Origin of the sequence: Pimelobacter simplex, from assembly GCF_900114845.1 — a bacterium.
GTDB classification, from domain to species: Bacteria; Actinomycetota; Actinomycetes; order Propionibacteriales; family Nocardioidaceae; genus Nocardioides; species Nocardioides simplex.
The window spans coordinates 171,165-196,208 of sequence record NZ_FOUK01000006.1 but is presented as its reverse complement, the minus strand read 5'-3'; the positions used below and the strand labels follow the sequence as shown (position 1 = coordinate 196,208).

Genomic DNA, 25,044 nt, shown 5'->3' with positions numbered 1-25,044 from the left:
GATGCAGCAGCTCACCCGCGGTGTCCACGTCAAGCTCGGCCTGTTCGTGCTCGTGGCACTGCTCGGCACCAGCTACCTCGGTGCCTCCTACGTCGGCTTCACGCCGTTCAGCAGCGGCTACCGGGTCACCGTCTCGCTGCCCGACGCCGGCGGTCTCTTCGTCAACTCCGAGGTGACCTACCGCGGCGTCCAGGTCGGCGAGGTCACCGACATGACCCCGACCTCCGACGGCGTCGACATCGACGTCGAGATCCGCCCCGACGCGCCGGACATCCCGGCCGACGCGACGGCCGCGGTGCGCAACCGCTCGTCGATCGGCGAGCAGTACCTCGACCTGCGCGGCTCCGACGACGACGAGGTGCTCGCCGACGGCGACCACCTGCGCGGCGGACCGGACGCGCTGCCCCAGGACCTCGCCGAGGTACTGCGCTCCGGACGCGACCTCGCCGCCTCCATCCCCTCCGACTCGCTGACCACCGTCATCGACGAGGGCTACGACCTCTCCCGCGGAGTGGGCGACGACTTCGGGCGGCTGCTGCGGACCTCGATGGAGTTCCAGAAGGCCGCCGACGACAACTTCCTGGTCAGCGCCTCCCTGATCCGCAACGCCGAGCGGGTGCTGCAGACCCAGGACGAGGCCGGGGACGCGATGCGCTCCTACAGCGAGGACCTGGCGCTGTTCTCCGCGACGCTGGCCGACTCCGACGCCGACCTGCGCACCCTGATCGCCGCCACGCCGGGCGCCTCGCGCGAGGTGAGCCTGCTGATCCGCGACGTCGGGACGCCGCTGTCGATCCTGATGAACAACCTCGTCTCGACCGCGACGATCTTCGGCGTCAACTCCGCCGGCGTGCGCGACGCGATGGTCCGGCTGCCCGAGGCGGTCAGCATCGGCTGGGCGACGACGAGCGGGCGCGGCGTCAGCCTCGGCATGGTGCCCACCTTCTTCAACCCGCTGCCGTGCGTGACTGGCTACAGTGGCACGACCCAGCGCCGGGGCACCGTGACGGACGAGGGGCCACCGTTGAACACGCGGGCCGGCTGCACCGCGCCGCGCCGCGAGGGCAACGTCCGCGGTCCGCAGGCCGTCAAGGGGGGCAGCGGCGGCGGGGTCGCCGTCCGGCCGGGCATCGACGTGGTGGACGACCTCGACGACCTGCTGGGAGGCGGACAGTGACCCCGCACGACGTGCAGGACCTGGCAGACGTGGAGGAGAGCACCATCAGCGACGACGAGCGCGACCGTCCCGACCCCGTGACCGGAGGCGGCGGCAACCGGACCGCCATCGAGCTCGGCCTGGCCGTGCTCGCCGCCGTGGTCCTCGTGGTCGGCCTGGTCAGCTGGTGGCGCGCGGGCGACCACGACGCCGCGGACGTCGACCGGGCGCAGCTGCGCGACACGGTGCTCATCACCGCGCGCAGCCACATCGAGACGATGAACACCCTCGACTTCAACGACATCGACGGCGGCCTCGACAAGTGGGAGGACGTCTCCACGGGGACGCTCAAGGACCAGATCGCCGCCACCGACGCCGAGACCCGCAAGCTGATGGCCGAGCGCGGGATGATCTCGACGGGCAAGGTGACCGACGCAGCGGTCGTCGACCTGACGTCGAGCACGGCGACGGTGATCGCCTCCGTCGAGACGACCGTCGTCGACTCCGCCAAGCCCGACCAGGCGCCCACCGTCAAGCGCAACCGGATGGCCGCCGACCTGGTCAAGGTCGGCGGCAGGTGGCTCCTCGAGGCCCTCGACCAGGTGGCGGTGAGCCGGTCGTGAACGCGCTCCTCGGCACGCTGCGCCGTCACGCCGCGCTCGTCCTCGCCGTGCTCCTGCTCGCCGGGGCCGGGGTCGCCTTCTGGCAGGCCGACCGGGCCCGCGCCGCCGACAACGTCGACAACCGGGCGATCGTCGACGACCGCGCCACGACCGACGTCCAGTCGGCGGTCGCGGCCGCGCTGGTCCGCGTGCTCAGCTACGACTACGCCAACCCCGAGGCCACCGAGCAGGCCGCCGACGACCTGCTCGCCGGCGCGGCCCGCGAGCAGTACGACACGCTCTTCGCCGCGCTCAAGGAGAAGGCGCCCGACCAGAAGCTCACGCTGACGGCCCAGGTGCAGGTGGCGGCGGTCAAGGAGCTCCACGGCGACCGGGCCGAGCTGCTCGTGTTCCTCGACCAGGCCTCGCAGCGGGCGACCGACGACGAGGCGTCGTACTCCGCGGCGCAGCTCGAGGTGCAGGCCGAGCGGCGCGACGGCACCTGGAAGGTCACCGGCATCGAGCCGCTCTGAGCCCGGTGGCGGTGAGTGCCTACACTCCGCGACATGGCACAGCAGCCCCGCTGGAAGCGCTACCGCCGCCCCGGTGACCCGCGGACCGAGGACGGCACCCCCGCGACGCCGCGCACGCCCACCGCCCCGAAGAAGCCGGCTGCGCCCACCGCTCCGAAGAAGCCGGCCGCCCCCACCTCCCGCAACCGGCCGTGGCTGGTCGCGGGTGTGGTCGTGGCGGTGGTCGGCGTCATCGCGCTCGTCGCGGTGCTCGCCCGCGGCGGGGACGACGGCCCGGCCCGCAACGAGGTCGACACCGAGGTCCTCGACGGGGACTTCGTGACCACCGCGCTCGCGCACGCCGTGGAGGTTGCGCCCGGGCAGCAGCCGGTCTCGGTGCGGCTCGACGAGTACGGCCTCAGCGTGGAGTACTTCGACCCCAACACCGAGGTGGTCCGCACCATCGAGACCGCCCACTACGACCCGGACGGCTACCGGGTGCGCAACCGCGAGAACGAGTACGACGACTACGCCCCCGGCCGCTTCCCGCTCGACCTCGCCGCGCCCGGCGCGATGATCGACCAGGTCCGCGCGGCGCTCGACCGGGCGGAGGGCGCCTGGGCCTGGCGCCTCGAGATCCAGGTCGACCCCGCGTCCCGCGACGTGGTGATGACGACCGACGTCAGCGCGTCCGATGCTGTCGAGGTGAGCGACGTCCTGCGGACCGGAGGAGCGACCCCATGAGCGAGGGAGCGGGCACCCGGAGCCAGCGGTTCTTCGCGCGCTGGTACCCCGACGTCATGCAGCGGGCCGAGGACGCCGGCCAGGCCGAGATCCGCGCGCGGCACCTGGCCCGGGCCCGGGGTCGGGTGCTCGACCTCGGCACCGGCAACGGCTTCTCGGTGCCGCACTACACCGCCGAGGTGACCGAGCTCGTGATGCTCGAGCCCAACCCGGCGCTGCGCGCCCAGCTCCAGCGCCGTACGGCGGACATCCGGGCGCGGGCCTGGCAGATCGTCGACGGCGACGCCTACGCACTGCCGTTCGCGGACGCCTCGTTCGACACCGTGGCCGCCTCGCTCGTCTTCTGCTCGCTCGATCGCCCCGCCGCCGCGCTCGCCGAGCTGGCCCGGGTGCTGCGCCCGGGCGGCACCTTCCTGTTCCACGAGCACGTCCGCGGCACGGGCCTGCGCCGGGTGGTGCAGGAGGTCGCCACGCCGGTGCAGCGCCGGATCGCTGACGGCTGCCGGCCCAACCGCGACTTCGTCGGCCTGCTGCGGCGCTCGCCGTTCACCGTGGCCGACGTCGACGAGCTGCGGATGCCCGCGGGCGCGCTGACCGTCGTCCCGATGGTGGTGGGGGCGGCTACGACGGCGCGTCCGTGACGATCCCCGCCGCCACCGCGACCTCGCGGTAGGCCGCGGCGAGCGTCTCGACCGTCTCGTGGGCGTTGAGCCCGCTCGGGTTCGGCACCACCCACAGCTCGGCGCCGGACCAGAGGTCGTCCAGGGTGGCCGGCTGGCGGCCCATCACGGCCTTGGGGTGCCCGAACGCGGTCCGGTAGGCCGTGATGCCGGCGATCGCGACGACATCGGGCTTCTCGCGGGCGACGAGCGCGGTGAGCTGGACGCCGCCCTCCCGCAGCTCCTCGCTGCTCAGCTCGGACGCCTTGGCCGTGGCCCGGTGGACGACATTGCTGATCCCGATCCCGCGCTCGCGCATCATCGTGCGGTCGGCGTCGGACATGCCGTCGGCGGGGTCGATCGGCTCGGTGATGACGCCGCCGCGCAGCAGCGCGGGGTAGAAGCGGTTGCCCGGGTGGGCGAAGTGGGTCTGCGTGGCGGCGGTCCACAGGCCGGGGTTGATGCCGACGAAGAGCAGCCGCAGCCGCTGGTCCGGGGCGTTCGGCAGCAGGTCGGGGACGACGGCGTCGCGGAAGGACTCCAGCTCGGCTCGGGTGAAGGTACGACGGGCCACGCGCCGAGCCTGTCACGATGGCCCGGTGGGCGCCGAGCCGGGAGCACCGTGGAACACCTTCGCCGAGGGGGACAACCTCGAGGTGGTCGCCGGGCTGCCCGACGCGTCGTACGACCTCGTCTACCTCGACCCGCCGTACAACACGGGCAACGACTTCGCCTACCGCGACGACTTCAAGGGCAAGCGCGGCGCGGGCGCGGCGGGGCGGCACGCGACGTGGCTGGCCTACCTGCGCCCGCGGATCGAGGCCGGGCACCGGGTGCTCGCCGACACCGGAGCGCTCTTCGTCAGCATCGACGACCACGAGGTGGCCCACCTGCGGCTGCTCCTCGACGAGGTGTACGGCGAGGCCAACTTCCTGGCCCAGGTCGTGGTCAACCTCAACGCCAAGGGCCGCCAGCTGGGCAAGGGGTTCGCGACCTCGCACGAGTACCTCCTCGTCTACGCCAAGGACGCCGCCCGCTGCGTGCTCGACGCGTCGTCGCCGCACACGGTGGTCGAGGCCGACTTCCCGCTCGAGACCGACGACGGGCGCCGCTACCGCCGGCTGCCGCTGCGCAACACCAACAAGAAGTTCAACCCGCTCAGCTCGCCGACGCTGCACTTCCCGCTCTGGGGTGACCCGGAGACCGGCCGGGTGGCCGCGGACCCCTTCGCCGGCGGGGTGGAGATCAAGCCGGTGTTCGGCGACGGCACGCCGGCGGTGTGGCGCTGGTCGCGGCCGCTGATCGAGGAGCGGCCCGACGACCTCGAGTGCCGGGTCGTCCGGGGCGTGCGCGGCGACCGGGTCGACGTCTACCAGCGCGACTGGCGCCATCCCGTGGGCGGTCGGCGCAAGAAGCTGCGCACCATCTGGCTCGCCGAGGAGATCGGCTCCACCGACACCGCGGTCGCCGAGCTCAAGGACCTGGTCGGCCACGTCTTCGAGTCGCCGAAGCCGACCGGGCTGCTGCTGCGGGTGCTCGGCACGATGCCGGACGACGCCCGGGTGCTCGACTACTTCGCCGGCTCCGGCACCACCGGGCACGCCGTCGCGCTGGCCAACGCCGCCGACGGCGGCCGTCGCACGTGCCTGTCGGTGAACTCCGCCGAGCCCACCCGGGTCGGCTCCAACGCCGAGCGGGCGGGCTACGCGACCGTCTCGGCGGTGACCCGGGCCCGGCTGCGGGCGGTCGCCGAGCGGGTCGGCGGGGGCTTCGCCGAGCTCAGCTGACGCCGGCTGCCTTCTCGAGCGCGGCCAGCTCGTCGTCCAGGAAGGTCAGCAGCCGCTGCAGGTGCGGCACCGTGCGGCGGCAGCCGGTGAGGCCGAAGCCCATGTTGCCGGCGTACGACGTGCAGGTGATGTTGAGCGCCATGCCGTTGATCGGGATCGAGACGGGGTAGTTGCCGACCAGCTGCGCGCCGTTCCAGTAGTGCGGCACCCGTGGCCCCGGGACGTTGCTGATGATCAGGTTGTACGGCGGCCGGACGATGCCCTGCATCTTCAGCATCGGGACGACGATCGAGGGCGCCATGCCGATCGCGCTCATCGCGACGATCTGGGTGGGCGTCATCGACGAGAGCGCCTCCTTGCCGTCCTTCATCGACTGGCTGATCGTGCGCAGCCGGTCGGCCGGGTCGGCCTTGTCGGTGGCGAGCCGGACCATCACCGACCCGATGGCGTTGCCGCCGTCGGCGGACGGCGTCCCGGCCTGCCGGCCCTTGAGCCCGACCGGGACCATCGAGACCATCGACTGCTCGGGCAGCGCGTCGAGCTCGGTGAGGTAGGTGCGCATCGCGCCGCTGCACATGGCGAGCACGACGTCGTTGATCGTGGTCCCGCTCGCCTTGCCGACGCCGCGGATCCGCTCGATCGGCCAGTCCTGTGCGGCGAACCGGCGGGCGCCGGTGATCGACTGGTTGAAGATCGTGCGCGGTGCGGCGAGCGAGACCGCGGACGTCTCGTTCTTGAGGCCCTTGCGCAGGGTGCGGACCAGGGCGAGCGGCATCCCGGCGGCGTCGGCGCTGACGCTGAGCGCCGTGCGGACGGCGTCGGCGGGCAGGTCGGCGAGCGTGCGGGCCGCGGTGGTCGCCGCGTCGACGGCGGCCGCGGGGAGCGACTCGGGAGCGTCCGCCACGGCCTCAGCCTCGGCCCGGCGTCGCCGCGCGGCGCCCTCGGCGAAGGGGGCCGGCATGCTGCGCCGGTCGGGGTCGGACGAGAGGACGCTCGCCATCAGCCGCATCGCGGAGATGCCGTCGACCAGCGCGTGGTGGAGCTTGGTGTACATCGCGACCCGGCCGTCGGCCAGGCCCTCGATCACGTGGGTCTCCCACAGCGGCCGCTCCCAGGCCAGCCGGGTCGAGTGCAGCCGGCCGACGAGCTCGAGGAGCTCGCGGACCCGCCCGGGCTGGGGGAGCGCGCTGTGCCGCACGTGGTGCTCGATGTCGAACTGCTCGTCCTCGCGCCACACCAGCGTGCCGCCGGTGCGCACGGAGCGGTGGGGGTGCTTGAGGAACAGCGGGGCGATCCGCTCGGTGTCGCGCATCGACTCGAACATCCGCCGCACGAAGTCCGGCCCCGCCCCCGCCGGAGGCTCGAAGAGCTGGAGGCCGCCGACGTGCATGGGCATGTTCCGGTTCTCCGCGAGCAGGAATGCGGTGGAGGTCGGGTCGATCGGGTGGAAACCGGGTAGGGAGACCATGCGGGAGCCCCTTTCGTTGCAGGTCCGGCGATCCTCGCGCGTCGTGACGCCGCTCACAAGCGCTGGGCCCGGGGTATGTTCGCACCGCCTCACGAAAGGATCTCGGCCTTGAGCGACTACACCACGCCCCCCGGGTGGTATCCCGACGGTGACGGCTGGGAGCGCCGCTGGGACGGATCCGGCTGGACCGACGACCGGCGCCGGATGCCCGAGCCCCCTCCGCCGCCCGAGGCGCCCACCCCGACCCAGGTCCGGCCCGCCGCCCCGGCCCCGGCGCCGGCACCCGCCCCGGCCCCGGTCGCACCGACGCCGACGCCGAGCTACGGCCAGGTCCCCCCGGCCTGGTCGGCGCAGCCGACCCACCCGCCGCACCCGTCGGCGCCGTCGGCGCCGCCCGGGGTGCCGGGCCCGCGCGAGCGCCGGACCGGGCTGTGGGTGGCGCTGGGCGTCGTCCTCGTCCTGCTCGTCGGCACGGGCGTGACGCTCGCCGCGCTGCAGCCCTGGGCCGACGACACGACCACGGCAGGCGACGGAGGGGACGGCGGCCAGGGCGGCACCGGCGGCAAGGACGGCAAGGACGGCAAGAAGGCGATCCAGGGCGACCTCGACGGCAACGGCTACGGCGACGCCACCTACCTCGTCTACCGCGACTACGACCACGTCCAGCGGGTCACGGCGAGCAGCAACGGCAAGGTGTTCACCACCCAGTCCGCCTCGGTCGAGCCCTACAAGGAGCCCAGCGTCCTGCACCTCGACTGGGACGGCGACGGCGTGGCCGAGGAGCTGCGCTGGACGTTCGTCGAGTCCGGCAACCAGCTGACGCTCAGCTCGGGCGACCCCGACTTCCCCGGCGAGCAGCGGTTCACCCTCGACCTGTCGTCGCTCAAGGACTACGGCGTCAAGATCCAGGTCCAGGCCGGCGACTTCGACGGCGACGGCAAGGCCGACCTCGTCGTCGCGGGGCCCAACGACAAGGTCGTCGACGTCTCCGTCCTCCGCGGCGACGGCTCCGGCACGTTCGCCGAGCCGGAGCGCTGGCTGGCGCTGCCCAACGCCACGATCGACAGCACGCTCGTCCGGGCCGGCGACTTCGACGACGACGGCCGCACCGACCTGTGGGCCCAGCTGCCCGCCGGCAAGCTGAGCGACTCCGACTACTCGGGTTACTACGCCGGCGACACCGGCTACGCGATGCTCCACTCCACCGGCAGCGCCTTCGAGGCCGGCGCGGTCAACAAGGCGAGCATCTACGAGGACGCCTTCCTCGTCGGCGACGTCACCGGCGACGGGACGACCAGCCTGATCGGCGTCAGCGCCAATTCGGTCAAGGAGAAGGTCGAGGTCACCGTCTACGACCTCTCCTCCGGCCGGCCCCAGCCGGTCACGTCCTTCACCGGGTCGAGCACCATCGGCAACCGCGCGCTCCAGGGCGCGACCCTCAGCGACGTCGATGGCGACGGCAAGGGCGACATCGTGTTCGTGGTCAAGGCCTACAAGGAGAAGGCGTTCACCGGCGTCCAGGTGATGCGCTCGACCGGGTCGGCCTTCGACCCCGCGCTCGTGTGGGCCGAGACGCCGGAGTGCGCCGACGACGGCTGCCGGGTCGTCTTCCCCGACACCCGCCGGTACTAGGGAGCGGCGCGGCATCGAGCAGGCCCGGTGCCGCGTCCGTCACCGGGGCTCCGGCGCGGACGTCGCTCGAAGCACCCTCGGCAACGACATCGATCGGGTCGAGTGGTCGTAGCTGACGGCTCCGTCCTTGCCGATGGTGAAGGAGACGCCGTGCTGCCCCAGGTCCGGCACGTCGGAGATCCGGCGGAACCGGTCGGAGATCAGGAAGGGCAGGTCGGCGAACATGCGGGAGACGGTCTTCAGCCCCGACGCCGAGATCCGGCAACCAGGCTCGGCGACCAACTCCAGCTCCACCTGGAACAGTGCGACGCCGGCTGCTCTCAGCTGGTCGAGGTAGTCGGCTCGATCCGTCAACGAGAGGTCGTCGTCGAGCAGGAAGAAGCCGTTCGCCACCTTGGGGACGTCGATCTCCTCGAGGAGATCCATCTGCCGGCGCACGTCCTCGGTCTTCTCCGGATCCACGGCGGTGAACTCGAAGTAGTCCGGCCGGAGGTCGCGCAACGCCTGGTGGACCGCATCCGCCGTCAACCTCCGCGAAGGGGTCAGGGCGACGGAGAGCCTCGCCCCGGACGCCGCCCTGATCGCCGGCACCTCTCCGCTGGCGACCGCTCGATCGTGCTCGTCGCCACTGCCGACGTAGACGCCCAGCACATCGACATGCCTCAGCCTCTGCGCCTCCGCCGCGGAGACCACCTGGTTCACCTTGATCACGTCGACCCCGGCGCTAGAGACCCGCGCGCAGCTCGGCCACCACCGAGTCGACCACGGCGACCAGGTCGCCGCCGGTGCGCTCGGCGACCGCCCGCTGCCGGACGTACGACGGCCCGCGGGTCGCGACGTCCAGCACCGAGGCGAGCTCGGCCTCGCAGCCCAGGCGCGCGGCGGTCGGCATCAGCCGGGGGACCAGGTCGGCGAGGTCGTCGGTCACCAGCCGCTCGTGGGACGCGCCGTCGAGGATGACGATCGCGTCGACGCCGTAGCGCGCGGCGCGCCACTTGTTCTCCTGGACGTGCCAGGGCGGCATCGTCGTGAGCGTCTCGCCGGCCGCGACCCGCTCGTCGAGCCACACGACGAGGCAGTGCATGAGCGCGACGAGCGCCTCCATGTCGGCGAGCGTCGAGACGCCGTCGCAGATCCGGTTCTCGAGCGTGCCGTGCTTGGTCGCGGGGCGCACGTCCCAGCGGATCTCGCTCAGCTCGTCGATGACGCCGGTGGTCATCTGGTCGTGCGCGAACTGCTCGAACTCCTCCCAGCGCTCGAACTGGAAGGGCAGGCCCGCGGTGGGCAGCTGCTGGAACATGAGCGCCCGGTTGGAGGCGTAGCCGGTGTCGACGCCCATCCAGATCGGGGACGACGCGGAGAGCGCCTGCAGGTGCGGGTAGTAGGTGAGCAGGCCGTTGAGCACGGGCAGCACCCGGTCCCGCTCCGGCAGCCCGACGTGCACGTGCACGCCCCAGATCAGCATCTGCCGGCCCCACCACTGGGTGCGGTTGATCAGCTCGGCGTACCGGTGGCCCTCGGTGAGCTGCTGGCCGGTCCACGACGCGAAGGGGTGGGTGCCGGCGCCGTACAGGTCGAGGTCGAGGGCGTCGGCCGCGGCGGTGACGTGCTGCAGCGTGTCGCGCAGGTCGGCCATCGCGCCGCCGACGGTGTCGCAGACGCCGGTGACGACCTCGACCGTGTTCTTGAGCAGCTCCTTGTGGAGCTTGCCCGGGTCGGGCATCCGGGGCTTGGCCCGCGCGAACAGGTGGGCCGCCTCGTTGCGGAGGTCGCGAGTGCGGCGGTCGACGAGTGCGAACTCCCACTCCACGCCGATCGTCGGCCTCGGTGAGCCGTGGAAGTCGATGCGCACGGAGCCAGCCTAGGGGGAGGAGGGTGCGCTCAGGCGTCGTCGAGGCCGCGCACGAAGGCGCCGAAGCCGGGCAACGTGAACCGGACCAGTCCGTGGCCCACCGGCTCGATCACGCCCTTGTCGATGAGCCGCTCGCGCGGGGCGCTGATCGAGCGCGAGTCGCGGCCCATGCCGGTGGCGATCGCGACCCGGGTGACGTTGTCGAGCCCGGTGGCGGCCATCGCAGCCAGGAACGCCTGCTCCGTCGGCGTCGCGGAGCCCCAGCGGGCCCGGTGCATGGCGGTCAGCTGCTGCTGGGCGGCGGGCAGCCCGCGTCGTACGTCGGCGAGGCCGAGCTTGGTCCCGCGCCGCGGCCGGGCGGCGTCCCAGGTGCCGCTGCCGATCAGCTGGAGCAGGTACGGGTGGCCGCGGGCCTCGTCGACGACGGCGGTGAGCGCGCCGTCGGTCCAGCCGACCCCGGCCTCCTCAGCGGGCGCGGTGAGCACCGCCCGGGCGTCGGCGCCGTTGAGGACGTCGAGGGGGACGAACGCGCTGCGCTCGCCGAAGGTCGCCGCGCGGGTCAGCGCCTCAGGGGTCACCGGCAGCCCGGCGGAGACGACGGCGAGGGGGTTGTGCTCCCGGTCGCCGTCGAGGTTCTGCAGGGTGTTGAGCAGGATGGACATGTCGTCGGGGAGCGCGACGTGGAGCTCGTCGACCAGCACGAGGAGCCCGGCGCCCCCGCGGCGCCGGACGAGGGCGGCCGCGTCGTGGAGCAACGTCCCGAGCGCGTGGATCGGGGCCAGCCCGAGCGTGTCGTCGGGCTTCTCGCCGGGTGGCGAGGCGACCTCGGCGGCGACCTTCGCGCCCGGCAGGCCGACCTCGACCGAGACCCGCTCGAGCCGCTTGCGCCACACGCCGCCGGCGCCGCCGCGGGGGAGGACCTCGGCGCGCTCCAGCGCGGTGCGCAGGCTGCCCACCAGCTCGGGGAGCACCGGCCGCTCGCGGCTGCAGGCCACCCAGGCGGCGACGAAGCCCAGCTCCTCGGCGCGACGCTGCGCGGTGCGGAGCAGGGAGGTCTTGCCGATGCCCCTCGGCGCGTGGAAGACGAGCAGCGGCCCGCCCAGCTCGCCGAACGTGAGGACGCGGGCCAGCTGGTCCTCGATCCGGCGCAGCTCAGCGGCGCGTCCGGCGAAGACCCGCGGCACCTGGCCGGGGGTGTAGGGGTTGGCTGTCATCCGCGCTCCCGAAGGTCGATACCCGCCGATACTTCATGAAAGTATCAGCAGGTATCCGACAACGGCGCTACCCGCGCGGGCGGGGCGGCACGAGCGCCAGCCCGTCACCCTCGACCAGCTCGGGGTCGGGAGCCCGGCCGGAGGCCAGCATCAGCAGCTCCTGCACCGGCCCGCGGACGGCGGGACCGCTGCCCCGCGCCCAGTCGACGTCGGTCGCGACCAGCCGGATGCTGCGCACCAGCCGGCCGGTGCCCATCAGCGGCGCGAGCCGTCGTACGCGCTCGGCGGCGAGGGCGGCGGCCGCGGGTGCCATCGGGTGCCGCAGTCCGAGCGGGCGCAGGATGTCCTGGTGGTGGAGAAGCGCGTCGATGAGCGGCTCGACCGATGTCGTCGTGGGGACGTGGTGCCGGCTCGTGGCGTGGCGCTCGAAGTCGGCGAGGATGCTCTCCCGGGTCTCGCGGGCGCCGAGCCGCTTCACCTCGCGGAAGATCATCGTGTTGTAGCCGCGCCCGGCGTTGCGGGCCAGCATCCCCGGCATCTGCCGCCAGCCGATCTGCGGCGTGGAGATGACGTGCGCCGCGACGTCGTGGACGGTCCAGCCGGGGCAGAGCGTGTCGTGCGCCCAGTCCGCCGGGTCGAGGCCGGCAAGCGTCGAGGCGAGGGCGGCGCGCTCGGCGTGGATGTGGTCCCACAGCTGCGACCTGTCCATGGTGGCTCCCTTCCCTGATATGGTCAGTCTTCCTGACTAGTTCGTCAAGGCCCGAGGAGTGCGCGATGGACCGACCGCACCCGGGCCTGCTCATGTTCATCGGCGCGCGGTACGTCGAGCAGCGCGTCGCCGAGGCCGTCGCCGCCGCCGGCTACGACGACCTCACCCCTGCCATGGCACGGGTCGCGGCCCGACTCGGCGAGGACGGCAGCCGGGTCACCGACCTCGCCGCCCAGGCGCGGATCACCAAGCAGAGCGCGAGTGTCCTGGTCGACCAGCTCGAGCGCGCGGCGTACGTCGTCCGGGTGCCGGACCCGGGTGACGCCCGCGCCCGGCTCGTCGTCCTCGCGCCGCGGGGGCGGGCGGTGCAGCGGGTCGCCCGGCGCGAGGAGGCCGCGATCGAGCGGGAGTGGGCCGCGCACCTCGGCGCCGAGCGGATGGCAGTGCTCCAGGACGCGCTGACCGCGCTGCGCGAGATCACCGACCCCTACCGCTGACCTGCGGATTTCGCGGGGCATGGGGCCGTTGGGTAGCCTTCTCCGGTTGCCTCGGCGAGGGAGCTCCCGCTTCTGTGACTCCGTGATCGACTGGGCCGGTTCGTCTTGCACGACGCCGCGCGCCCCGCCGATCACCGGGTGAGGGAAGCGCGGCGTTCTTCGTCTCCGGGCAGCAGCCGCCCCGTCGTAGTACGAACCAGGAGATTCCCATGAGCACCGAGAAGATCAAGGCCGAGGTCCGCACCGAGTTCGGCAAGGGCGCCGCCCGCCGCATCCGCCGCGAGCACAAGGTCCCCGCGGTCGTCTACGGCCACGGCAACGAGCCGATCCACCTGAGCCTCCCGGGCCACGACACGATGATGGCGCTCAAGCACGGCGGCGCCAACGCGCTCCTCGAGCTCGACATCGACGGCACCTCGCAGCTCGCCCTGACCAAGCAGGTCCAGGTCGACCCGGTCCGCCGCGTCCTCGAGCACGTCGACTTCGTCGCCGTGAAGCGCGGCGAGAAGGTCACCGTCGACGTCCCGATCCACGTCGTCGGCGACGCCGCCCCCGAGACCCTCGTCGTCACCGACGCCGCGACCATCCAGGTCGAGGCCGAGGCCACCCACATCCCCGAGCAGTTCGAGGTCGACGTGACGGGCGCCGAGGCCGGCACCCAGATCCTCGCCAGCGAGATCGCGCTGCCCTCCGGCGTCACCCTGCTCAGCGACGCCGACGTGCTCGTCATCAACGTGACCGCCGCCCAGACGGCCGAGGCCGCCGAGGCCGAGCTCGAGGCCGCCGAGGCCGAGGCCGGCATCGAGAAGGACGAGCCCGAGGCCGCCGCCGAGGCCGACAGCGAGTGACCTTCGGCCGGCTCAGGTGGTTCCTGGGCCGACTGATCTCCCCGGTGCGCTCCGGCGCACCGGGGAGCTCCGCATTTCCCACCCCCCTGCCCACCGACGAGACCGGGAGCGAGAACGTGGCGGACGCTGACGTGTGGCTGGTGGTCGGCCTCGGCAACCCCGGGCCGTCGTACGCGGGACACCGGCACAACATCGGCTACCTCGTCGTCGACGAGCTGGCCCGCCGGATGGGCAGCGGCTTCCGCGCCCACAAGACCGGCCGCGCCGACGTCGTCGAGGGCCGCCTCGGCGCCCCCGGCACTCCCGCCCCCCGCGTGGTGCTGGCCAAGTCGCGCTCCTACATGAACGAGTCCGGCGGCCCGGTCAAGGCGCTCGCCACCTTCTACAAGGTCCCGCCCGCCCGGATCATCGCCGTCCACGACGAGCTCGACATCGACTTCGGCACCCTCCGGATCAAGCTCGGCGGCGGCGACAACGGCCACAACGGCCTCAAGTCCATGCGCTCCTCGCTCGGCACCGGCGACTTCTACCGCGTCCGCGCCGGCATCGGCCGCCCCCCGGGCCGCCAGGAGGTCGCCGACTTCGTGCTCTCCAACTACTCGACGACCGAGCGCAAGGAGCTGCCCTTCCAGGTCGACAGCGCCGCCGACGCCGTCGAGTCCCTGATCGCCGACGGCCTCGAGAAGACCCAGCAGCGCTTCAACTCCTGACCCCGGCCCGCGCGCCGAGGCCGGGTCGAGCCCCTTGTAACTCAGTGTTCAGACCACTACCAGGGTGGTCGACACCCCTGGTAGTGGTCTGAACACGTAGTTACAAGCGCGCAGCCCCCGACGCCGGGTTGGCGTCGGGCCACTACGCTGACCGGGTGACTTTCGAGCCCGGTACCCCCGCTCCCGAGGTCGTCGCCGACGACCACCTGTTCGCCGCCTGGCTGGCCGAGGCGGCCGGCGCCCGCCTGCTCGAGGTGCGGGGCGAGGGGCTCGAGGGCAAGGAGCTCAAGGACGCCGGCGACCGGGCCGCGCACGTGCTGCTCATGGAGCTGCTGGCGGCGTACCGGCCCGACGACGCGGTGCTGTCCGAGGAGGCGCTCGAGAGCGCGGCCGACAAGGACGCCCGGCTCACGGCCGCGAAGGTGTGGATCGTCGACCCGCTCGACGGGACGCGGGAGTTCTCCGAGCCGCCGCGCGACGACTGGGCCGTGCACGTGGCGCTGTGGCAGGACGGCACGCTGGTGGCCGGTGCGGTCGCGCAGCCGGTGATCGGCGAGACGTTCAACACGGGCACGCCGCCCGTCGTCCCGGCGCGGACGTCGCAGCGGCCGCGGATCGCGGTGTCGCGGACGCGTCCGCCGGCGTTCGTCCAGGCGCTGGCCGAGGAGCTCGACGCCGAGCTGGTCCCGATGGGGTCGGCGGGCGTGAAGATGATGTCGGTCGTGCGCGACGTCGCCGACGCCTACGTCCACGCGGGTGGGCAGTACGAGTGGGACTCCGCGGCACCGGTGGCGGTGGCGCGGGCGGCCGGCCTGTTCACCTCGCGGGTCGACGGCAGCGAGCTGGTCTACAACCAGGCCGACGTCTACCTGCCCGACGTCATCGTGTGCCGGCCCGAGCTGGCCGACAAGATCCTGTCCTTCATCGCCGCGAACGGCACCGACTGACGGTCGGGGAGGGCGCGATGGCGGACGAAGCAACCCAGGAGCGCGGGGCCCGGATCGACTGGCCCGCGACCTTCGCGGGGGCCGCCGCGGCCGTCACGGTCGCGGTGCTCCTCTCGACGCTGGGCGCAGCCGGCACCCTGATCGGCGCCGCCCTCGGCAGCATCATCGCGACGGTCAGCTCGGCGCTCTACAAGCAGGGCATCGAGTCGAGCCGACGCCGGATGGCCGACGTCCAGGCCGCCGCCCTGCAGCGGGTCAACCTCGCCGACCAGAACGTACGACGGGCCGCCCGCCGCTCCGACCCCGAGGCCGCCGAGCGCGAGCTCGACCGCGCCCACCGGCACCTCGACGCCGCCAGCAGCGACCTCGAGGACGCCGAGCCCAGCCGCTGGGCCCAGCTGCCGTGGAAGAAGCTCGCCCTCCTCGCCGCGCTCGTCTTCGTGATCGCCATCGTGGTGATCAGCCTGGTCGAGCTGATCGCCGGCAAGAGCGTCTCGACGATCACCGGCGGCACCGACGGCTCCGACCGGACGTCGCTGACCGGGATCTTCGGCGACCGGACCGACGACAGCCGCGACCGTGACCGCCAGCAGCCGACCGACGACGCGACGCCGACCGGCCCGACCGACGCGCCGACCACCGGACCGAGTGACCCCGGCACCGCGCCCACCGACGCGACGACCGGGCCGACCGGTCCCACCGAGGCACCCACGACCGGGCCCACCGATCCGGGGACGGCGCCCAGCGGGCCGGACCCGGGCGCCGGGACACCCACGCCGACACCGACCCCGACGCCGAACGGGGCGCCCGCCGTACCCTGACCCGATGACGTCGTTCATCTCGCACCTGACGGTCGACTGCGCCAACGCGTTCGAGCTCTCGGAGTGGTGGAAGCCGGTCCTCGGCTTCACCGACCTGCCCGGCGACCCCAACGAGCCCGGGCACGAGGAGTGCATGATCGTCGACCCCGACACGGGCCAGCAGGTGCTCTTCCTCGAGACCCCCGACCGCAAGGTCACCAAGAACCGGCTGCACCTCGACCTGCGCCCGCGTCCCGGCTCCGGCAGCCGGGACGACGAGCTCGAGCGGCTGCTCGACCTCGGCGCGACCCAGGTCGCCGACCACCGCGGCATCTACGGTCCCGGCTCGGGCTGGGTCGTGCTCGCCGACCCGGAGGGCAACGAGTTCTGCATCCTGCGCTCGCAGGCCGAGCTCGACGAGCAGCAGCCTCCGCCGGCCCAGGCCTAGCGGCGGGACCGGGCTCCCGGCGCTGGCGCTCCGTCAGAACACGTTCAGGGGCCGGAACTGGACGGAGACCCGCGGCCCGGCCGCGGCGACCTTGGGCACCGCGTGCTCCCACGTGCGCTGGCACGTCCCGCCCATCACGACCAGGTCGCCGTGCCCCATCTCGACGGCGAACGCCTCGTCGCGCCGCTCGGCGTCGCGCGGACGCAGGTGCAGCCGGCGTGGATCGCCGAGCGAGACGATGGCCACCATCGTGTCGTGGGTGGAGCCCCGGCCGATGGTGTCGCCGTGCCAGGCGACGCTGTCGCGACCGTCGCGGTAGTAGCAGCAGCCGGCGGTCCGGAAGGGCTCGCCCAGCTCGGGCTGGTAGTGGGCGGTGAGCCGCTCGCGCGCGGCGGTGAGCGCGGGGTGCGGCAGCTCGTCGCCGATCATGTAGGTGAAGACGAGGCGCGGCACGTCGACCACGCGGTCGTACATCGTGCGCCGCTCGGCACGCCAGGGCACCTCGGTGACCAGGGTCGCGAAGACGTCGTCGGCGTCGGGCAGCCAGTTGCGGGCCACGTCGACCCAGGCGCCGGCGCTGAGCGGGCGCCGCTCCGGGACGGGCTCGGCGGCCGGCGTCGCGGGGTCGAACAGGCTGGTCTGGAAGTCGACCGTCATGGCGTCGAGCGTACCCCAGGTTCGAACAGATGTTCGTACGCCGGGCAAAGAATCGTCGATTCGCCGGACGGCCCTCGCGCGCCCTCTCTAGCCTTTCGGCACGATGAGCCGCTCACTCAAGCATGTCGCGATCCGAGAGTACGTACGCAGCCTGGTCGAGGGCAGCGCGCCGGGCACGGCCGCGCCGTCCGAGCGCGACCTGGTGGACCGCTTCGGCGTGGCGCGGATGACGGTGCGCCAGGCGCTCGACGCCCTGGTGAGTGAGGGCGTGCTGGAGCGCTTCCCCGGGCGCGGCACCTTCGTCGCCGCGCCCCGGCGCACGGCCAGTGGGGTGACCGGCTTCAGCGAGGAGATGGCGCGCCGCGGGATCGTCGCCGACTCGCGCACCCTCGCCGCCGACCAGCTGCCCGCCGGCGAGAACCTGGCCCGGGCGCTGCAGGTGCCGGCCGGCATCCCCGTGGTGCACTGGCGGCGGCTGCGGACGGCCGACGGCCGCCCGGTCTGCCTCACCGACGCCTACCTCGACCGGACCCGGGTGCCGGGCCTGCTCGAGTCCCTCCCCACCAGCCTGTACGACGACCTGGCCGCGCGCGGTCTGCGCCCCAGCTGGGCCGAGGACATGCTCGCCGCGGCGACCGCGACGCCCGAGGAGGCGGCCCTGCTGGAGGTCCCCTCCGGTGCCGCCGTGCTGCGCCACCACCGGCGGGCACTGGCCGGCGACGCGGTCGTGGAAGTGTCGCGGACCGTCTACCGCGGCGACGCCTACACGCTCAACGTGCAGCTCTGCTCCTGAGGGAGCCCGGCCGCGGCCGCTGCGGGCCGGCGCCCGGCTAGGAGGCGCCGAGCGCGCCGAGCGGCGCGACCGCCGTCCCGGACTCCTCGCACACCCAGGTGGGATCGGGGCCGCCGAGGTCGGGCTCGATGTGGAGCGCGTGCACCGGACCGCCCGCGCAGTGGGTGCACACCGGCCACAGTCCCTCGCGGGCGTCGCGCCCGAACTGGTCGGCGAGACCGTCCTGGACGTCCTGGGCGACCAGTCCCGCCACGAACTCCTGTCCTGGCGGCCACTGGCTCAGCCACCACCGGCGCTCCGAGCACGCCTCCTCGAGCAGGGTCACGGACGCCGGGCTCCCGAGGCCGCGGGCCTCGAGGTCGGCCAGCACCCGCGCACGGGCCGTGTAGATAGCGCTGTCGTCCACCCGCCCATTGTGACGGGCGTCCCTAGAGCGAGGCGGTCAGCTCGGCGAGCTCACGGGCCACGTTGGCCCGCGCGGGCTCCTCCCAGCGGGCCCGGCCGGGCGCCGTGCGGAACAGCTCGGGCACGTCGGTCAGCGCCCGCAGGACGCCGGCCCGCCCCGCGGCGAAGACGTCGTCGGGCAGGTGCGCGTACTCGGTGCGGACCGCCGCGACGTACTCGTCGTAGCGCTCGCGGTCGGCCGCGAGGATCGAGAGGTCCGCGTCGGAGAGCGCGCAGCCGTTGGCGTCGTCCGGCTCGGGGCGGTGGTGCTCGGTGAGCCGCACCAGCCGGGCCACCTCGGCGACCGTGGCCGCGTCGGTGTGCGCGGGCAGCGCGTCCTCGGCCCACGTCGCGGAGCGCTCCTCGGCGTCGCGCTCGCCGTCGTAGACGGCGTCGTGGAACCAGGCGGCCAGCTGCACCGGCGTCCGGTCGAAGACCGCCCCGGACGCGGCGAGCTCGTCGAGGCGCGCCAGCACCTCGCCGAGGTGCCGGGTGCCGTGGTGGCCGCGGCTCGGGTCGCCGTAGGCAGCCAGGAGCTCGTCGCGCACGGCGTCGGCGCCGGTCAGCGGCCAGGGCAGGTCGGAGTGGGTGGGATGGTCGTCCTCCATCCGCACATTCAAACCGACCGCCCCGGCCGCTGTCATCGCCGGGTCCGGATCCGGGCTCAGTCGCCCTTCACGTTCACGATCTGGCGCAGCGTGTGCCGGACCTCGACGAGGTCGGCGGCGTCGGCCATCACCCGGTCGATGTCCTTGTACGCCGCGGGGATCTCGTCGATGAACGCGTCGGTGTCCCGGTACTCGATGCCCGCCATCGCCTCACGCAGCTGCTCGTGGGTGAAGGTCCGCCGGGCCTTGGACCGGGAGTACTCCCGCCCGGCGCCGTGCGGCGCCGAGTGCAGTGCCACCGGGTTGCCGAGCCCGCTCACGACGTACGACGCGGTGCCCATCGAGCCCGGGATGAGGCCCGGCCGGCCGCGCTCGGCGTTGATCGCGCCCTTCCGCGAGAGCCACACCTTCCGGCCGAAGTGGGTCTCCTGCTCGGTGTAGTTGTGGTGGCAGTTGATCTCCTCGACCCGCTCGAGCTCGTCGGCCGAGCCGAGACCGACCCACTCCGCGAACTGCCGGACCACCCGGTCCATCATCTCCTCACGGTTGAGCAGCGCGTAGCGCTGCGCCCACCGCATCTCCCGGATGTAGGCCCAGAACTCGTCGGTGCCCTCCGCGAGGTAGGCCAGGTCCTTGTCGGGGAGCTTGATCCACCACTTCTCGCACAGCTCGCGAGCGACCTTGATGTGGTGCTGCGCGATCTTGTTGCCCACGCCCCGCGAGCCCGAGTGCAGGAAGAGCCAGACCCGCTGCTCCTCGTCGACGGTGACCTCGATGAAGTGGTTGCCCGAGCCGAGCGTGCCGAGCTGCAGGTCCCAGCGCGACGCGTAGCGGCCCGGCGCGAAGCCCGCCTGGTCGGCGGCGGCCGTCAGCTCGTCGAGCCGCCGCTCCGTGTGCGGGCGGCTGATCGTCTTGTTGGCGGCGCCGGCGGAGAGCGGGACGGCCCGCTCGATCGCCTCCCGCAGCGGTCGCCGGTCGGCCGGCAGCTCGTCGGTGGTGAGCCGCGTGCGCATCGCGATCATGCCGCAGCCGATGTCGACGCCGACCGCGGCCGGGATGATCGCGCCGAGGGTCGGGATGACCGAGCCCACGGTCGCGCCAAGGCCCAGGTGGGCGTCGGGCATCAGCGCGAGGTGGGGATGGATGAACGGCATCCGGGCCGTCGTCATCGCCTGCTCGCGGGTGCCCTGCTCGAGGATCGAAGCCCAGCTGAGGAGCTTCGGGGTGATCTTGTGCATCGGTGGTTCCTGTGTCGTGGCCTTTCTCGGGATCCGGCCGCGGGTGCGGCCGGCCGGAAACGCTACGGCCCGGGAAATGCGTTGCGCACGCATTTCCCGGGCCGTACAGGCGGGCCGGGCGGACCGGCGTCAGATCACCGGCACGTTGGCCAGCGCCTCGCTCAGCGCCTCGTCCGACAGCGGGTCGTCCTCGAGGTTGCCGCCGAGGAAGCTCGCGTAGGCACCGAGCTCGAGCAGGCCGTGGCCCGACAGGCCGACGACGATGACCGGCTCGGCGCCGGTCTCGGCGGCCGCGAGCGCCTCGCGCCGGACCTGGGCGAGCGCGTGCGACGACTCGGGCGCCGGGACGATGCCCTGGGTGCGGGCGAACTCGACCGCGGCCTCGAAGCACTCGTTCTGGTGCAGCGCGACGGCGTCGATGTAGCCCTCGTTGACCGCGTGCGAGACCAGCGGCGCCATGCCGTGGTAGCGCAGGCCGCCGGCGTGGATGGGCGACGGCACGAAGTCGTGGCCGAGCGTGTGCATCTTCATCAGCGGCGTCAGGCCCGCGGTGTCGCCGAAGTCGTAGCGGTACTCGCCACGGGTCAGCGTCGGGCACGAGCTGGGCTCGACGGCGAGGATCCGCGGGTCCTGGCTGCCGGCGAGCTTCTCGCGCAGGAACGGGAACGCGAGGCCGGCGAAGTTCGAGCCGCCGCCCGCGCAGCCGACGACGAGGTCGGCCCCGGACTCGCCCGCCTTGGCGAGCTGCAGCAGCGCCTCCTCGCCGATCACCGTCTGGTGGAGCAGGACGTGGTTGAGCACCGAGCCCAGCGCGTACTTGGCCTCGGGGTCCTGCGCGGCGACCTCGACCGCCTCGGAGATCGCGATGCCCAGCGAGCCCGGGTGGTCCTCCGCGAACGCCTTGCCCGACTCGGTGAGCCGGCTGGGGGAGCGGTGCACCTTGCCGCCGAAGACCTCGATCAGCGTGCGCCGCTGCGGCTTGGTGTCGAACGACGCGCCGACCTGCCACACCTCGCACTCGACCCCGAACAGCGAGCTCGCGTAGGACAGCGCCGTGCCCCACTGGCCGGCGCCGGTCTCGGTGGTGAGCCGGTTGATGCCGTTGATCTTGTTGTAGTAGACCTGCGGGACCGCCGTGTTGACCTTGTGCGAGCCGGCCGGCGAGACGCCTTCGTACTTGAAGTAGATCCGGGCGCTCGTGCCGAGCTTCTCCTCCCAGCGGCGCGCGCGGTAGAGCGGGCTCGGCCGGTACTGGCGGTAGACGTCGAGCACCGGCTCGGGGATGTCGACGTACCGCTCGGTGGTGACCTCCTGGGCGATGAGGTCCGGTGGGAACAGCGGCGCGAGGTCGTCGGGGCCGACCGGCTCGTGCGTGCCGGGGTGCAGCGGCGGCGGAGGGGGCACCGGGAGGTCGGCGACGATGTTGTACCAGCGCTTCGGCTGCTCGTCGGGCTCGAGGGTGTACATCACCTGGTCGCTCATGGGGGTCCTCTCGGGAAGCGTGCTCGGTGCTCGGGTTCTCGGATCCTAGGGGAGCCTCACGCCCAGCGCTCCGAGCACGTCCTCTCCGTGGGCGGTGACGGTGAGCCCGCGGCTCCCGGGCTTGCGGAGCACCCATCCGTCGGCGAGCGCGTGGGCGGCGAGCCGGGCGCCGAGGACGCCGGCGACGTGGTCGCGGCGCTCGGTCCAGTCGCGGCACGCGCGCAGCAGCGGGCGCCGTGTCGGGCGGGCGTCGTCGAGGTGGATGCCGAGCTGGCCGGCGAGCCCGACCCGGCCGGCCGGCGTGACCGTGGTGAGCGCGGCGTCGACCCATCCCAGAGTGACCAGCCGCTCGGTGAGGGCGACCCCGAGCAGGCCGGCGAGGTGGTCGTAGCAGGTGCGCGCTCGTCGTACTCGCTGCTGCTCGCGGGAGAGCCGCAGCGAGGTCACCGGCTCGGGTGCCGGCCCGCCGAGCAGCTCGAGCGCCTGGGCGATCCGCGGGTCGGTCATCGTGAACCTCCGGTGCCGGCCGTCCTGCTCGACCCCGGCCAGCCCTGCCGCGACGAGGACGGCGAGGTGCTCGCTCGCCGTCGCGGAGCTGACCCCGGCCGCCCGCGCCAGCTCGCCTGCGGAGTGCGGCGCCCCGTCGAGGAGGACGTGGATCATCGCGGCCCGGGCCGGTGCTCCGAGGGCCCGGCCGATCCGGGCGAGGTCGGCGCTCATGGGTCGATCATCGCGCGGCGACGTCTCGGCCACGACCGAGACGTCCGCGCCCTAGCGTCGCCGCCATGAGCATCGAGGAGAGCACGACGGACCCCGGACTCGTCGTCGAGGAGGCCACCGCGGAGGTCCTCACCCTGGCCCGCACGTGGCTGGCGTGGGACGGCCGTCCGCGACTGGCCGAGGAGGGCGCCCGTCTCTACACGCCCCACAAGGCCGTGCGCCGCTACGCCGACCACCTCGTCGACCACCTGGCCCAGGTCGAGGCACTGCTGGCCGGCGTACCCACGCGGCCCAACGGCTGGTTCGAGAGTGCCGTCACGACGCCGGCCGACCTGGCGCCGTTCACCGAGGCGGACCTGGTCGAGGCGACCGAGCGGCTGACCCGGCTCTCCCGCACGTTCCGGCTGCGGCTGCTCACGGCCGGCCCGGACGAGTGGGACCGGGCGCGGGGTGCGGAGTGGACGCTGCGCGAGATCGCCGCCCACGTGGGTGACCCCTGGTACGCCCGGCAGGTCGGTGACCTCCGTCCGGAGCGGTAGGGCAGGATGCGGGGTGTGAGTGCAGAAGACGCCGCCCGCGCCGAGCTCCACCGCCTGCGGTCGAGCATCGACAACCTCGACGCCGCCCTCATCCACCTGCTGGCCGAGCGGTTCAAGTGCACCGAGACGGTCGGCCGGCTCAAGGCCCGGGCCGGGATGCCGCCTGCCGACCCGGCGCGCGAGGCCGTCCAGATCGCGCGGCTGCGGTCGATGGCCGAGAGCTCGGGCCTCGACCCGCACTTCGCCGAGAAGATCCTCAACGTGATCATCGGCGAGGTCATCCGCAACCACGAGCAGTTCGCCGAGGAGCGCGAGGGCTGAGGCCCGCCAGCTCATGTAACTACGTGTTACGTCGCGAATTCGGCTGCCACAGCGCCCGGGAAGCGGCAACACCGCCCGGGTAGATCGTTTCGGGAGTGCGGTCGGGCGTGCGCGGACCGGCCGCGGGCCGTGCCGCGCTGAGCGGACGTCTGCCCGGGTGCTGTGACTGCTACCCGGGTGCTGTGACATGGCTTTTCGTGACGTAACACGTAGTTACAAGCGCCTCGGCCCCACGCTCCCCATATGCTTAACTGCGGTTAAGCAATTCGGGAGGGAGGGGCGGTGCTCGCTGCTGCGTCCGACCTGGACGCCCTCCGGCTCTCGCTGGGCCAGGGCGGCCAGACCGGCATCAAGGTCCTGATCGCGGTCTTCCTGCTGGGCGTCGCGCTCGACGTGCGGCTCGCCGACCTCCGCGCCGTCCTACGGCGCCCGCTCGTGCTGGTGGGCGGCCTGGCCGCGCAGTTCGCGCTGCTGCCGGCGCTGACCCTGCTGCTGTGCCGGGCCCTGGACGTCGGCGGCTCGGCCGCGCTGGGGATGCTGCTCATCGCCTGCTGTCCGGCCGGCAACCTGTCCAACCTGCTCACGCACCGGGCCCACGGCGACGTCGCGCTCTCGATCGCGCTGACCACCTGCTCCAACCTGCTGGCGGTCGTGGCGACACCGGTCGCGTTCGCCTTCTGGGCCGCGCGCTACCCGGCGGCCGACGCGCTGCTCAGCGACATCCGGCTCGACCCGGTCGAGATGGGCGTCGAGGTGGCACTCCTCATCGGGCTGCCGTTCGCGATCGGGATCGCGGTGGCCGCGCGCCGGCCGGGCCTCGCGGCCCGGCTGCGCCGGCCGGTCGAGATCGCCGTCCTGGTCGCGCTGCTGCTGGTGATCGTGGCCGGGCTGGCCACCCGTGGTGGCGTCATCGTGGCGCACCTGGACGAGGTCGCGGTGCCGGCGATCATCCAGAACGCCGTCGTCCTGCTCGTCGGGTACGTCGTGGGCCGCGCGTTCCTGCTGCCACCCCCGGGCGTGCGGGCGATGACCTTCGAGACCGGCATCCGCAACACGGCGCTCGGGCTGGTGCTCGCGCTGGCCTACTTCGACCAGCTCGGCGGGGTCGCGCTGGTGGTCGCGTTCTGGGCGCTGTGGGACGTGCTGACCGGGTTGCTGCTGTCGACGGCGTGGCGCCGGCGACCGCCGGAGCCGGCCCGGTGAGACCGCTAGGGCATGAGCGCGCGCGGCAGGTGCGCCGACCCGCGCTCGACCAGCGACTCCAGTCCGCGCCGGGTCGCGGCGGCGTCGGCGGCCCCGACCGCGGCGGCGAGGCTCGCCTCGAACTCCGCGTGGAAGGCGCTGGCGCAGGCGAGTGCCGCCCGGCCGCGCTCGGTGACGCGCACCGCGCGGACCCGCTTGTCGCTGGTCCCGGCACGTTCGAGGTAGCCCGCGTCGAGCATCGGGTTGATCGCCTTGAGCGCACCGGGGCTGCTCAGGTCCATCCGCTCGGCCAGGTCGCGCAGGCTCAGCTCGTCGTCCCCCAGCGTGCGCAGCACCCATCCGCTGCGGACGGTGAACTCCGCGAACCCCTCCTCGGCCAGCCGGTCGTGCAGGGCGTCCACGAACACCACGCCCGCCAGGCTCAGCAGCACACCGAAGTCCGTCACCCGAGCAT

At 73.2% G+C, this 25,044-nt stretch carries 30 protein-coding genes; 17 read left to right on the top strand and 13 right to left on the bottom strand.

Annotated features, from left to right (window positions below):
* Nucleotide 1: 1 nt before the first annotated feature.
* The 5 genes from BM223_RS23110 to BM223_RS23090 are packed head-to-tail and all read left to right on the top strand — an operon-like array spanning nucleotide 2 to nucleotide 3,655.
* Nucleotides 2–1,177 (top strand): MlaD family protein, encoded by a 1,176-nt coding sequence (locus tag BM223_RS23110; protein WP_038677216.1) that lies wholly within the window; start codon nucleotides 2–4, stop codon nucleotides 1,175–1,177.
* Entirely contained in the window at nucleotides 1,174–1,779 is a 606-nt protein-coding gene (locus tag BM223_RS23105; RefSeq protein WP_052138293.1) for a hypothetical protein, read from the top strand. The genes BM223_RS23110 and BM223_RS23105 overlap by 4 nt, the downstream gene beginning before the upstream one ends.
* Nucleotides 1,776–2,291: a hypothetical protein gene (locus BM223_RS23100; protein WP_052138294.1), complete on the top strand. Its 516-nt coding sequence runs from the start codon at nucleotides 1,776–1,778 to the stop codon at nucleotides 2,289–2,291. Before BM223_RS23105 ends, BM223_RS23100 begins: the two co-directional genes overlap by 4 nt.
* Nucleotides 2,292–2,324: 33 nt before the next feature.
* On the top strand, nucleotides 2,325–3,014 hold the full coding sequence (locus BM223_RS23095) for a hypothetical protein (RefSeq protein WP_038677217.1): 690 nt from the start codon (nucleotides 2,325–2,327) through the stop codon (nucleotides 3,012–3,014).
* The gene (locus tag BM223_RS23090) at nucleotides 3,011–3,655 is read left to right on the top strand and encodes a class I SAM-dependent methyltransferase (RefSeq protein WP_038677220.1); all 645 of its coding nucleotides are present in this window, start codon (nucleotides 3,011–3,013) and stop codon (nucleotides 3,653–3,655) included. Before BM223_RS23095 ends, BM223_RS23090 begins: the two co-directional genes overlap by 4 nt.
* Here the strand turns inward: BM223_RS23090 and BM223_RS23085 are convergent.
* Entirely contained in the window at nucleotides 3,636–4,247 is a 612-nt protein-coding gene (locus BM223_RS23085; protein ID WP_038677221.1) for a mismatch-specific DNA-glycosylase, read from the bottom strand. The two genes, BM223_RS23090 and BM223_RS23085, sit on opposite strands and share 20 nt — an antisense overlap.
* 25 nt (nucleotides 4,248–4,272) lie before the next feature.
* Here BM223_RS23085 and BM223_RS23080 point away from each other — a divergent pair, with 25 nt between their 5' ends.
* Nucleotides 4,273–5,460 (top strand): site-specific DNA-methyltransferase, encoded by a 1,188-nt coding sequence (locus BM223_RS23080; RefSeq protein WP_038677222.1) that lies wholly within the window; start codon nucleotides 4,273–4,275, stop codon nucleotides 5,458–5,460.
* Here BM223_RS23080 and BM223_RS23075 read toward each other — a convergent pair.
* Nucleotides 5,453–6,856, bottom strand: a complete 1,404-nt coding sequence (locus BM223_RS23075) for a WS/DGAT/MGAT family O-acyltransferase (RefSeq protein ID WP_235319158.1) — start codon at nucleotides 6,854–6,856, stop codon at nucleotides 5,453–5,455. The genes BM223_RS23080 and BM223_RS23075 overlap by 8 nt on opposite strands.
* A gap of 180 nt (nucleotides 6,857–7,036) precedes the next feature.
* Between BM223_RS23075 and BM223_RS23070 the strand changes: the two genes are divergently transcribed.
* Nucleotides 7,037–8,560, top strand: a complete 1,524-nt coding sequence (locus BM223_RS23070) for an FG-GAP-like repeat-containing protein (RefSeq protein ID WP_038677225.1) — start codon at nucleotides 7,037–7,039, stop codon at nucleotides 8,558–8,560.
* Nucleotides 8,561–8,599: 39 nt separating this feature from the next.
* On the opposite strand, the gene BM223_RS29305 is transcribed toward BM223_RS23070, so the two are convergent.
* The 4 genes from BM223_RS29305 to BM223_RS23050 form a co-directional block, all read right to left on the bottom strand.
* Complete coding sequence (locus BM223_RS29305; RefSeq protein ID WP_038677226.1) at nucleotides 8,600–9,271, bottom strand: hypothetical protein; 672 nt, start codon at nucleotides 9,269–9,271, stop codon at nucleotides 8,600–8,602.
* A gap of 13 nt (nucleotides 9,272–9,284) precedes the next feature.
* Nucleotides 9,285–10,412: a glutamate--cysteine ligase gene (locus tag BM223_RS23060; protein ID WP_038677227.1), complete on the bottom strand. Its 1,128-nt coding sequence runs from the start codon at nucleotides 10,410–10,412 to the stop codon at nucleotides 9,285–9,287.
* 29 nt (nucleotides 10,413–10,441) lie between these two features.
* A complete protein-coding gene (locus BM223_RS23055) occupies nucleotides 10,442–11,626 on the bottom strand; it encodes an ATP-binding protein (protein ID WP_038677228.1) in 1,185 nt (394 codons plus the stop codon).
* Nucleotides 11,627–11,693: 67 nt separating this feature from the next.
* Nucleotides 11,694–12,335 carry a maleylpyruvate isomerase family mycothiol-dependent enzyme gene (locus BM223_RS23050; RefSeq protein WP_038677229.1) on the bottom strand — a complete coding sequence of 214 codons (642 nt, stop codon included), beginning with the start codon at nucleotides 12,333–12,335 and terminating at the stop codon, nucleotides 11,694–11,696.
* Nucleotides 12,336–12,400: 65 nt separating this feature from the next.
* Between BM223_RS23050 and BM223_RS23045 the strand changes: the two genes are divergently transcribed.
* The 6 genes from BM223_RS23045 to BM223_RS23020 all read left to right on the top strand — a co-directional run bounded on the left by BM223_RS23045 (nucleotide 12,401) and on the right by BM223_RS23020 (nucleotide 16,585).
* Nucleotides 12,401–12,832 (top strand): MarR family winged helix-turn-helix transcriptional regulator, encoded by a 432-nt coding sequence (locus BM223_RS23045; RefSeq protein ID WP_038677231.1) that lies wholly within the window; start codon nucleotides 12,401–12,403, stop codon nucleotides 12,830–12,832.
* Between the two features lie 209 nt (nucleotides 12,833–13,041).
* The gene (locus tag BM223_RS23040) at nucleotides 13,042–13,680 is read left to right on the top strand and encodes a 50S ribosomal protein L25/general stress protein Ctc (protein ID WP_038677233.1); all 639 of its coding nucleotides are present in this window, start codon (nucleotides 13,042–13,044) and stop codon (nucleotides 13,678–13,680) included.
* A 116-nt stretch (nucleotides 13,681–13,796) separates the two neighbouring features.
* The gene (pth, locus tag BM223_RS23035; protein ID WP_082003922.1) at nucleotides 13,797–14,390 is read left to right on the top strand and encodes an aminoacyl-tRNA hydrolase; all 594 of its coding nucleotides are present in this window, start codon (nucleotides 13,797–13,799) and stop codon (nucleotides 14,388–14,390) included.
* A 155-nt stretch (nucleotides 14,391–14,545) separates the two neighbouring features.
* On the top strand, nucleotides 14,546–15,337 hold the full coding sequence (locus BM223_RS23030; protein ID WP_052138295.1) for a 3'(2'),5'-bisphosphate nucleotidase CysQ: 792 nt from the start codon (nucleotides 14,546–14,548) through the stop codon (nucleotides 15,335–15,337).
* Between the two features lie 17 nt (nucleotides 15,338–15,354).
* Entirely contained in the window at nucleotides 15,355–16,158 is an 804-nt protein-coding gene (locus tag BM223_RS23025; RefSeq protein ID WP_038677234.1) for a hypothetical protein, read from the top strand.
* Nucleotides 16,159–16,162: 4 nt separating this feature from the next.
* On the top strand, nucleotides 16,163–16,585 hold the full coding sequence (locus tag BM223_RS23020) for a VOC family protein (RefSeq protein WP_038683637.1): 423 nt from the start codon (nucleotides 16,163–16,165) through the stop codon (nucleotides 16,583–16,585).
* A 33-nt stretch (nucleotides 16,586–16,618) separates the two neighbouring features.
* Here the strand turns inward: BM223_RS23020 and BM223_RS23015 are convergent, their stop codons facing one another.
* Nucleotides 16,619–17,242, bottom strand: coding sequence for an alpha-ketoglutarate-dependent dioxygenase AlkB (locus BM223_RS23015; RefSeq protein WP_038677235.1), 624 nt, complete (start codon nucleotides 17,240–17,242; stop codon nucleotides 16,619–16,621).
* Between the two features lie 103 nt (nucleotides 17,243–17,345).
* On the opposite strand from BM223_RS23015, the gene BM223_RS23010 reads away from it, so the two are divergent.
* Nucleotides 17,346–18,035, top strand: coding sequence for a GntR family transcriptional regulator (locus BM223_RS23010; protein ID WP_038677236.1), 690 nt, complete (start codon nucleotides 17,346–17,348; stop codon nucleotides 18,033–18,035).
* Nucleotides 18,036–18,072: 37 nt separating this feature from the next.
* On the opposite strand, the gene BM223_RS23005 is transcribed toward BM223_RS23010, so the two are convergent.
* The 5 genes from BM223_RS23005 to BM223_RS22985 all read right to left on the bottom strand — a co-directional run bounded on the left by BM223_RS23005 (nucleotide 18,073) and on the right by BM223_RS22985 (nucleotide 22,527).
* Entirely contained in the window at nucleotides 18,073–18,441 is a 369-nt protein-coding gene (locus tag BM223_RS23005; RefSeq protein ID WP_038677237.1) for a hypothetical protein, read from the bottom strand.
* Nucleotides 18,442–18,463: 22 nt separating this feature from the next.
* Complete coding sequence (locus BM223_RS23000; protein ID WP_052138296.1) at nucleotides 18,464–19,087, bottom strand: HD domain-containing protein; 624 nt, start codon at nucleotides 19,085–19,087, stop codon at nucleotides 18,464–18,466.
* Nucleotides 19,088–19,143: 56 nt separating this feature from the next.
* Nucleotides 19,144–20,325 (bottom strand): RtcB family protein, encoded by a 1,182-nt coding sequence (locus BM223_RS22995; protein ID WP_038677239.1) that lies wholly within the window; start codon nucleotides 20,323–20,325, stop codon nucleotides 19,144–19,146.
* A 129-nt stretch (nucleotides 20,326–20,454) separates the two neighbouring features.
* A complete protein-coding gene (locus tag BM223_RS22990) occupies nucleotides 20,455–21,807 on the bottom strand; it encodes a TrpB-like pyridoxal phosphate-dependent enzyme (RefSeq protein ID WP_038677240.1) in 1,353 nt (450 codons plus the stop codon).
* Nucleotides 21,808–21,852: 45 nt separating this feature from the next.
* The gene (locus tag BM223_RS22985; protein ID WP_038677242.1) at nucleotides 21,853–22,527 is read right to left on the bottom strand and encodes an ArsR/SmtB family transcription factor; all 675 of its coding nucleotides are present in this window, start codon (nucleotides 22,525–22,527) and stop codon (nucleotides 21,853–21,855) included.
* Between the two features lie 65 nt (nucleotides 22,528–22,592).
* Here BM223_RS22985 and BM223_RS22980 point away from each other — a divergent pair, with 65 nt between their 5' ends.
* The 3 genes from BM223_RS22980 (at nucleotide 22,593) to BM223_RS22970 (ending at nucleotide 24,590) form a co-directional block, all read left to right on the top strand.
* Nucleotides 22,593–23,066, top strand: a complete 474-nt coding sequence (locus BM223_RS22980; RefSeq protein WP_052138297.1) for a hypothetical protein — start codon at nucleotides 22,593–22,595, stop codon at nucleotides 23,064–23,066.
* Between the two features lie 15 nt (nucleotides 23,067–23,081).
* Nucleotides 23,082–23,387 carry a chorismate mutase gene (locus BM223_RS22975; RefSeq protein WP_235319160.1) on the top strand — a complete coding sequence of 102 codons (306 nt, stop codon included), beginning with the start codon at nucleotides 23,082–23,084 and terminating at the stop codon, nucleotides 23,385–23,387.
* A 282-nt stretch (nucleotides 23,388–23,669) separates the two neighbouring features.
* Nucleotides 23,670–24,590 (top strand): bile acid:sodium symporter family protein, encoded by a 921-nt coding sequence (locus BM223_RS22970; RefSeq protein ID WP_158510179.1) that lies wholly within the window; start codon nucleotides 23,670–23,672, stop codon nucleotides 24,588–24,590.
* Between the two features lie 5 nt (nucleotides 24,591–24,595).
* Here the strand turns inward: BM223_RS22970 and BM223_RS22965 are convergent, their stop codons facing one another.
* On the bottom strand, nucleotides 24,596–25,036 hold the full coding sequence (locus BM223_RS22965) for a MarR family winged helix-turn-helix transcriptional regulator (protein WP_052138298.1): 441 nt from the start codon (nucleotides 25,034–25,036) through the stop codon (nucleotides 24,596–24,598).
* Nucleotides 25,037–25,044: the final 8 nt, after the last annotated feature.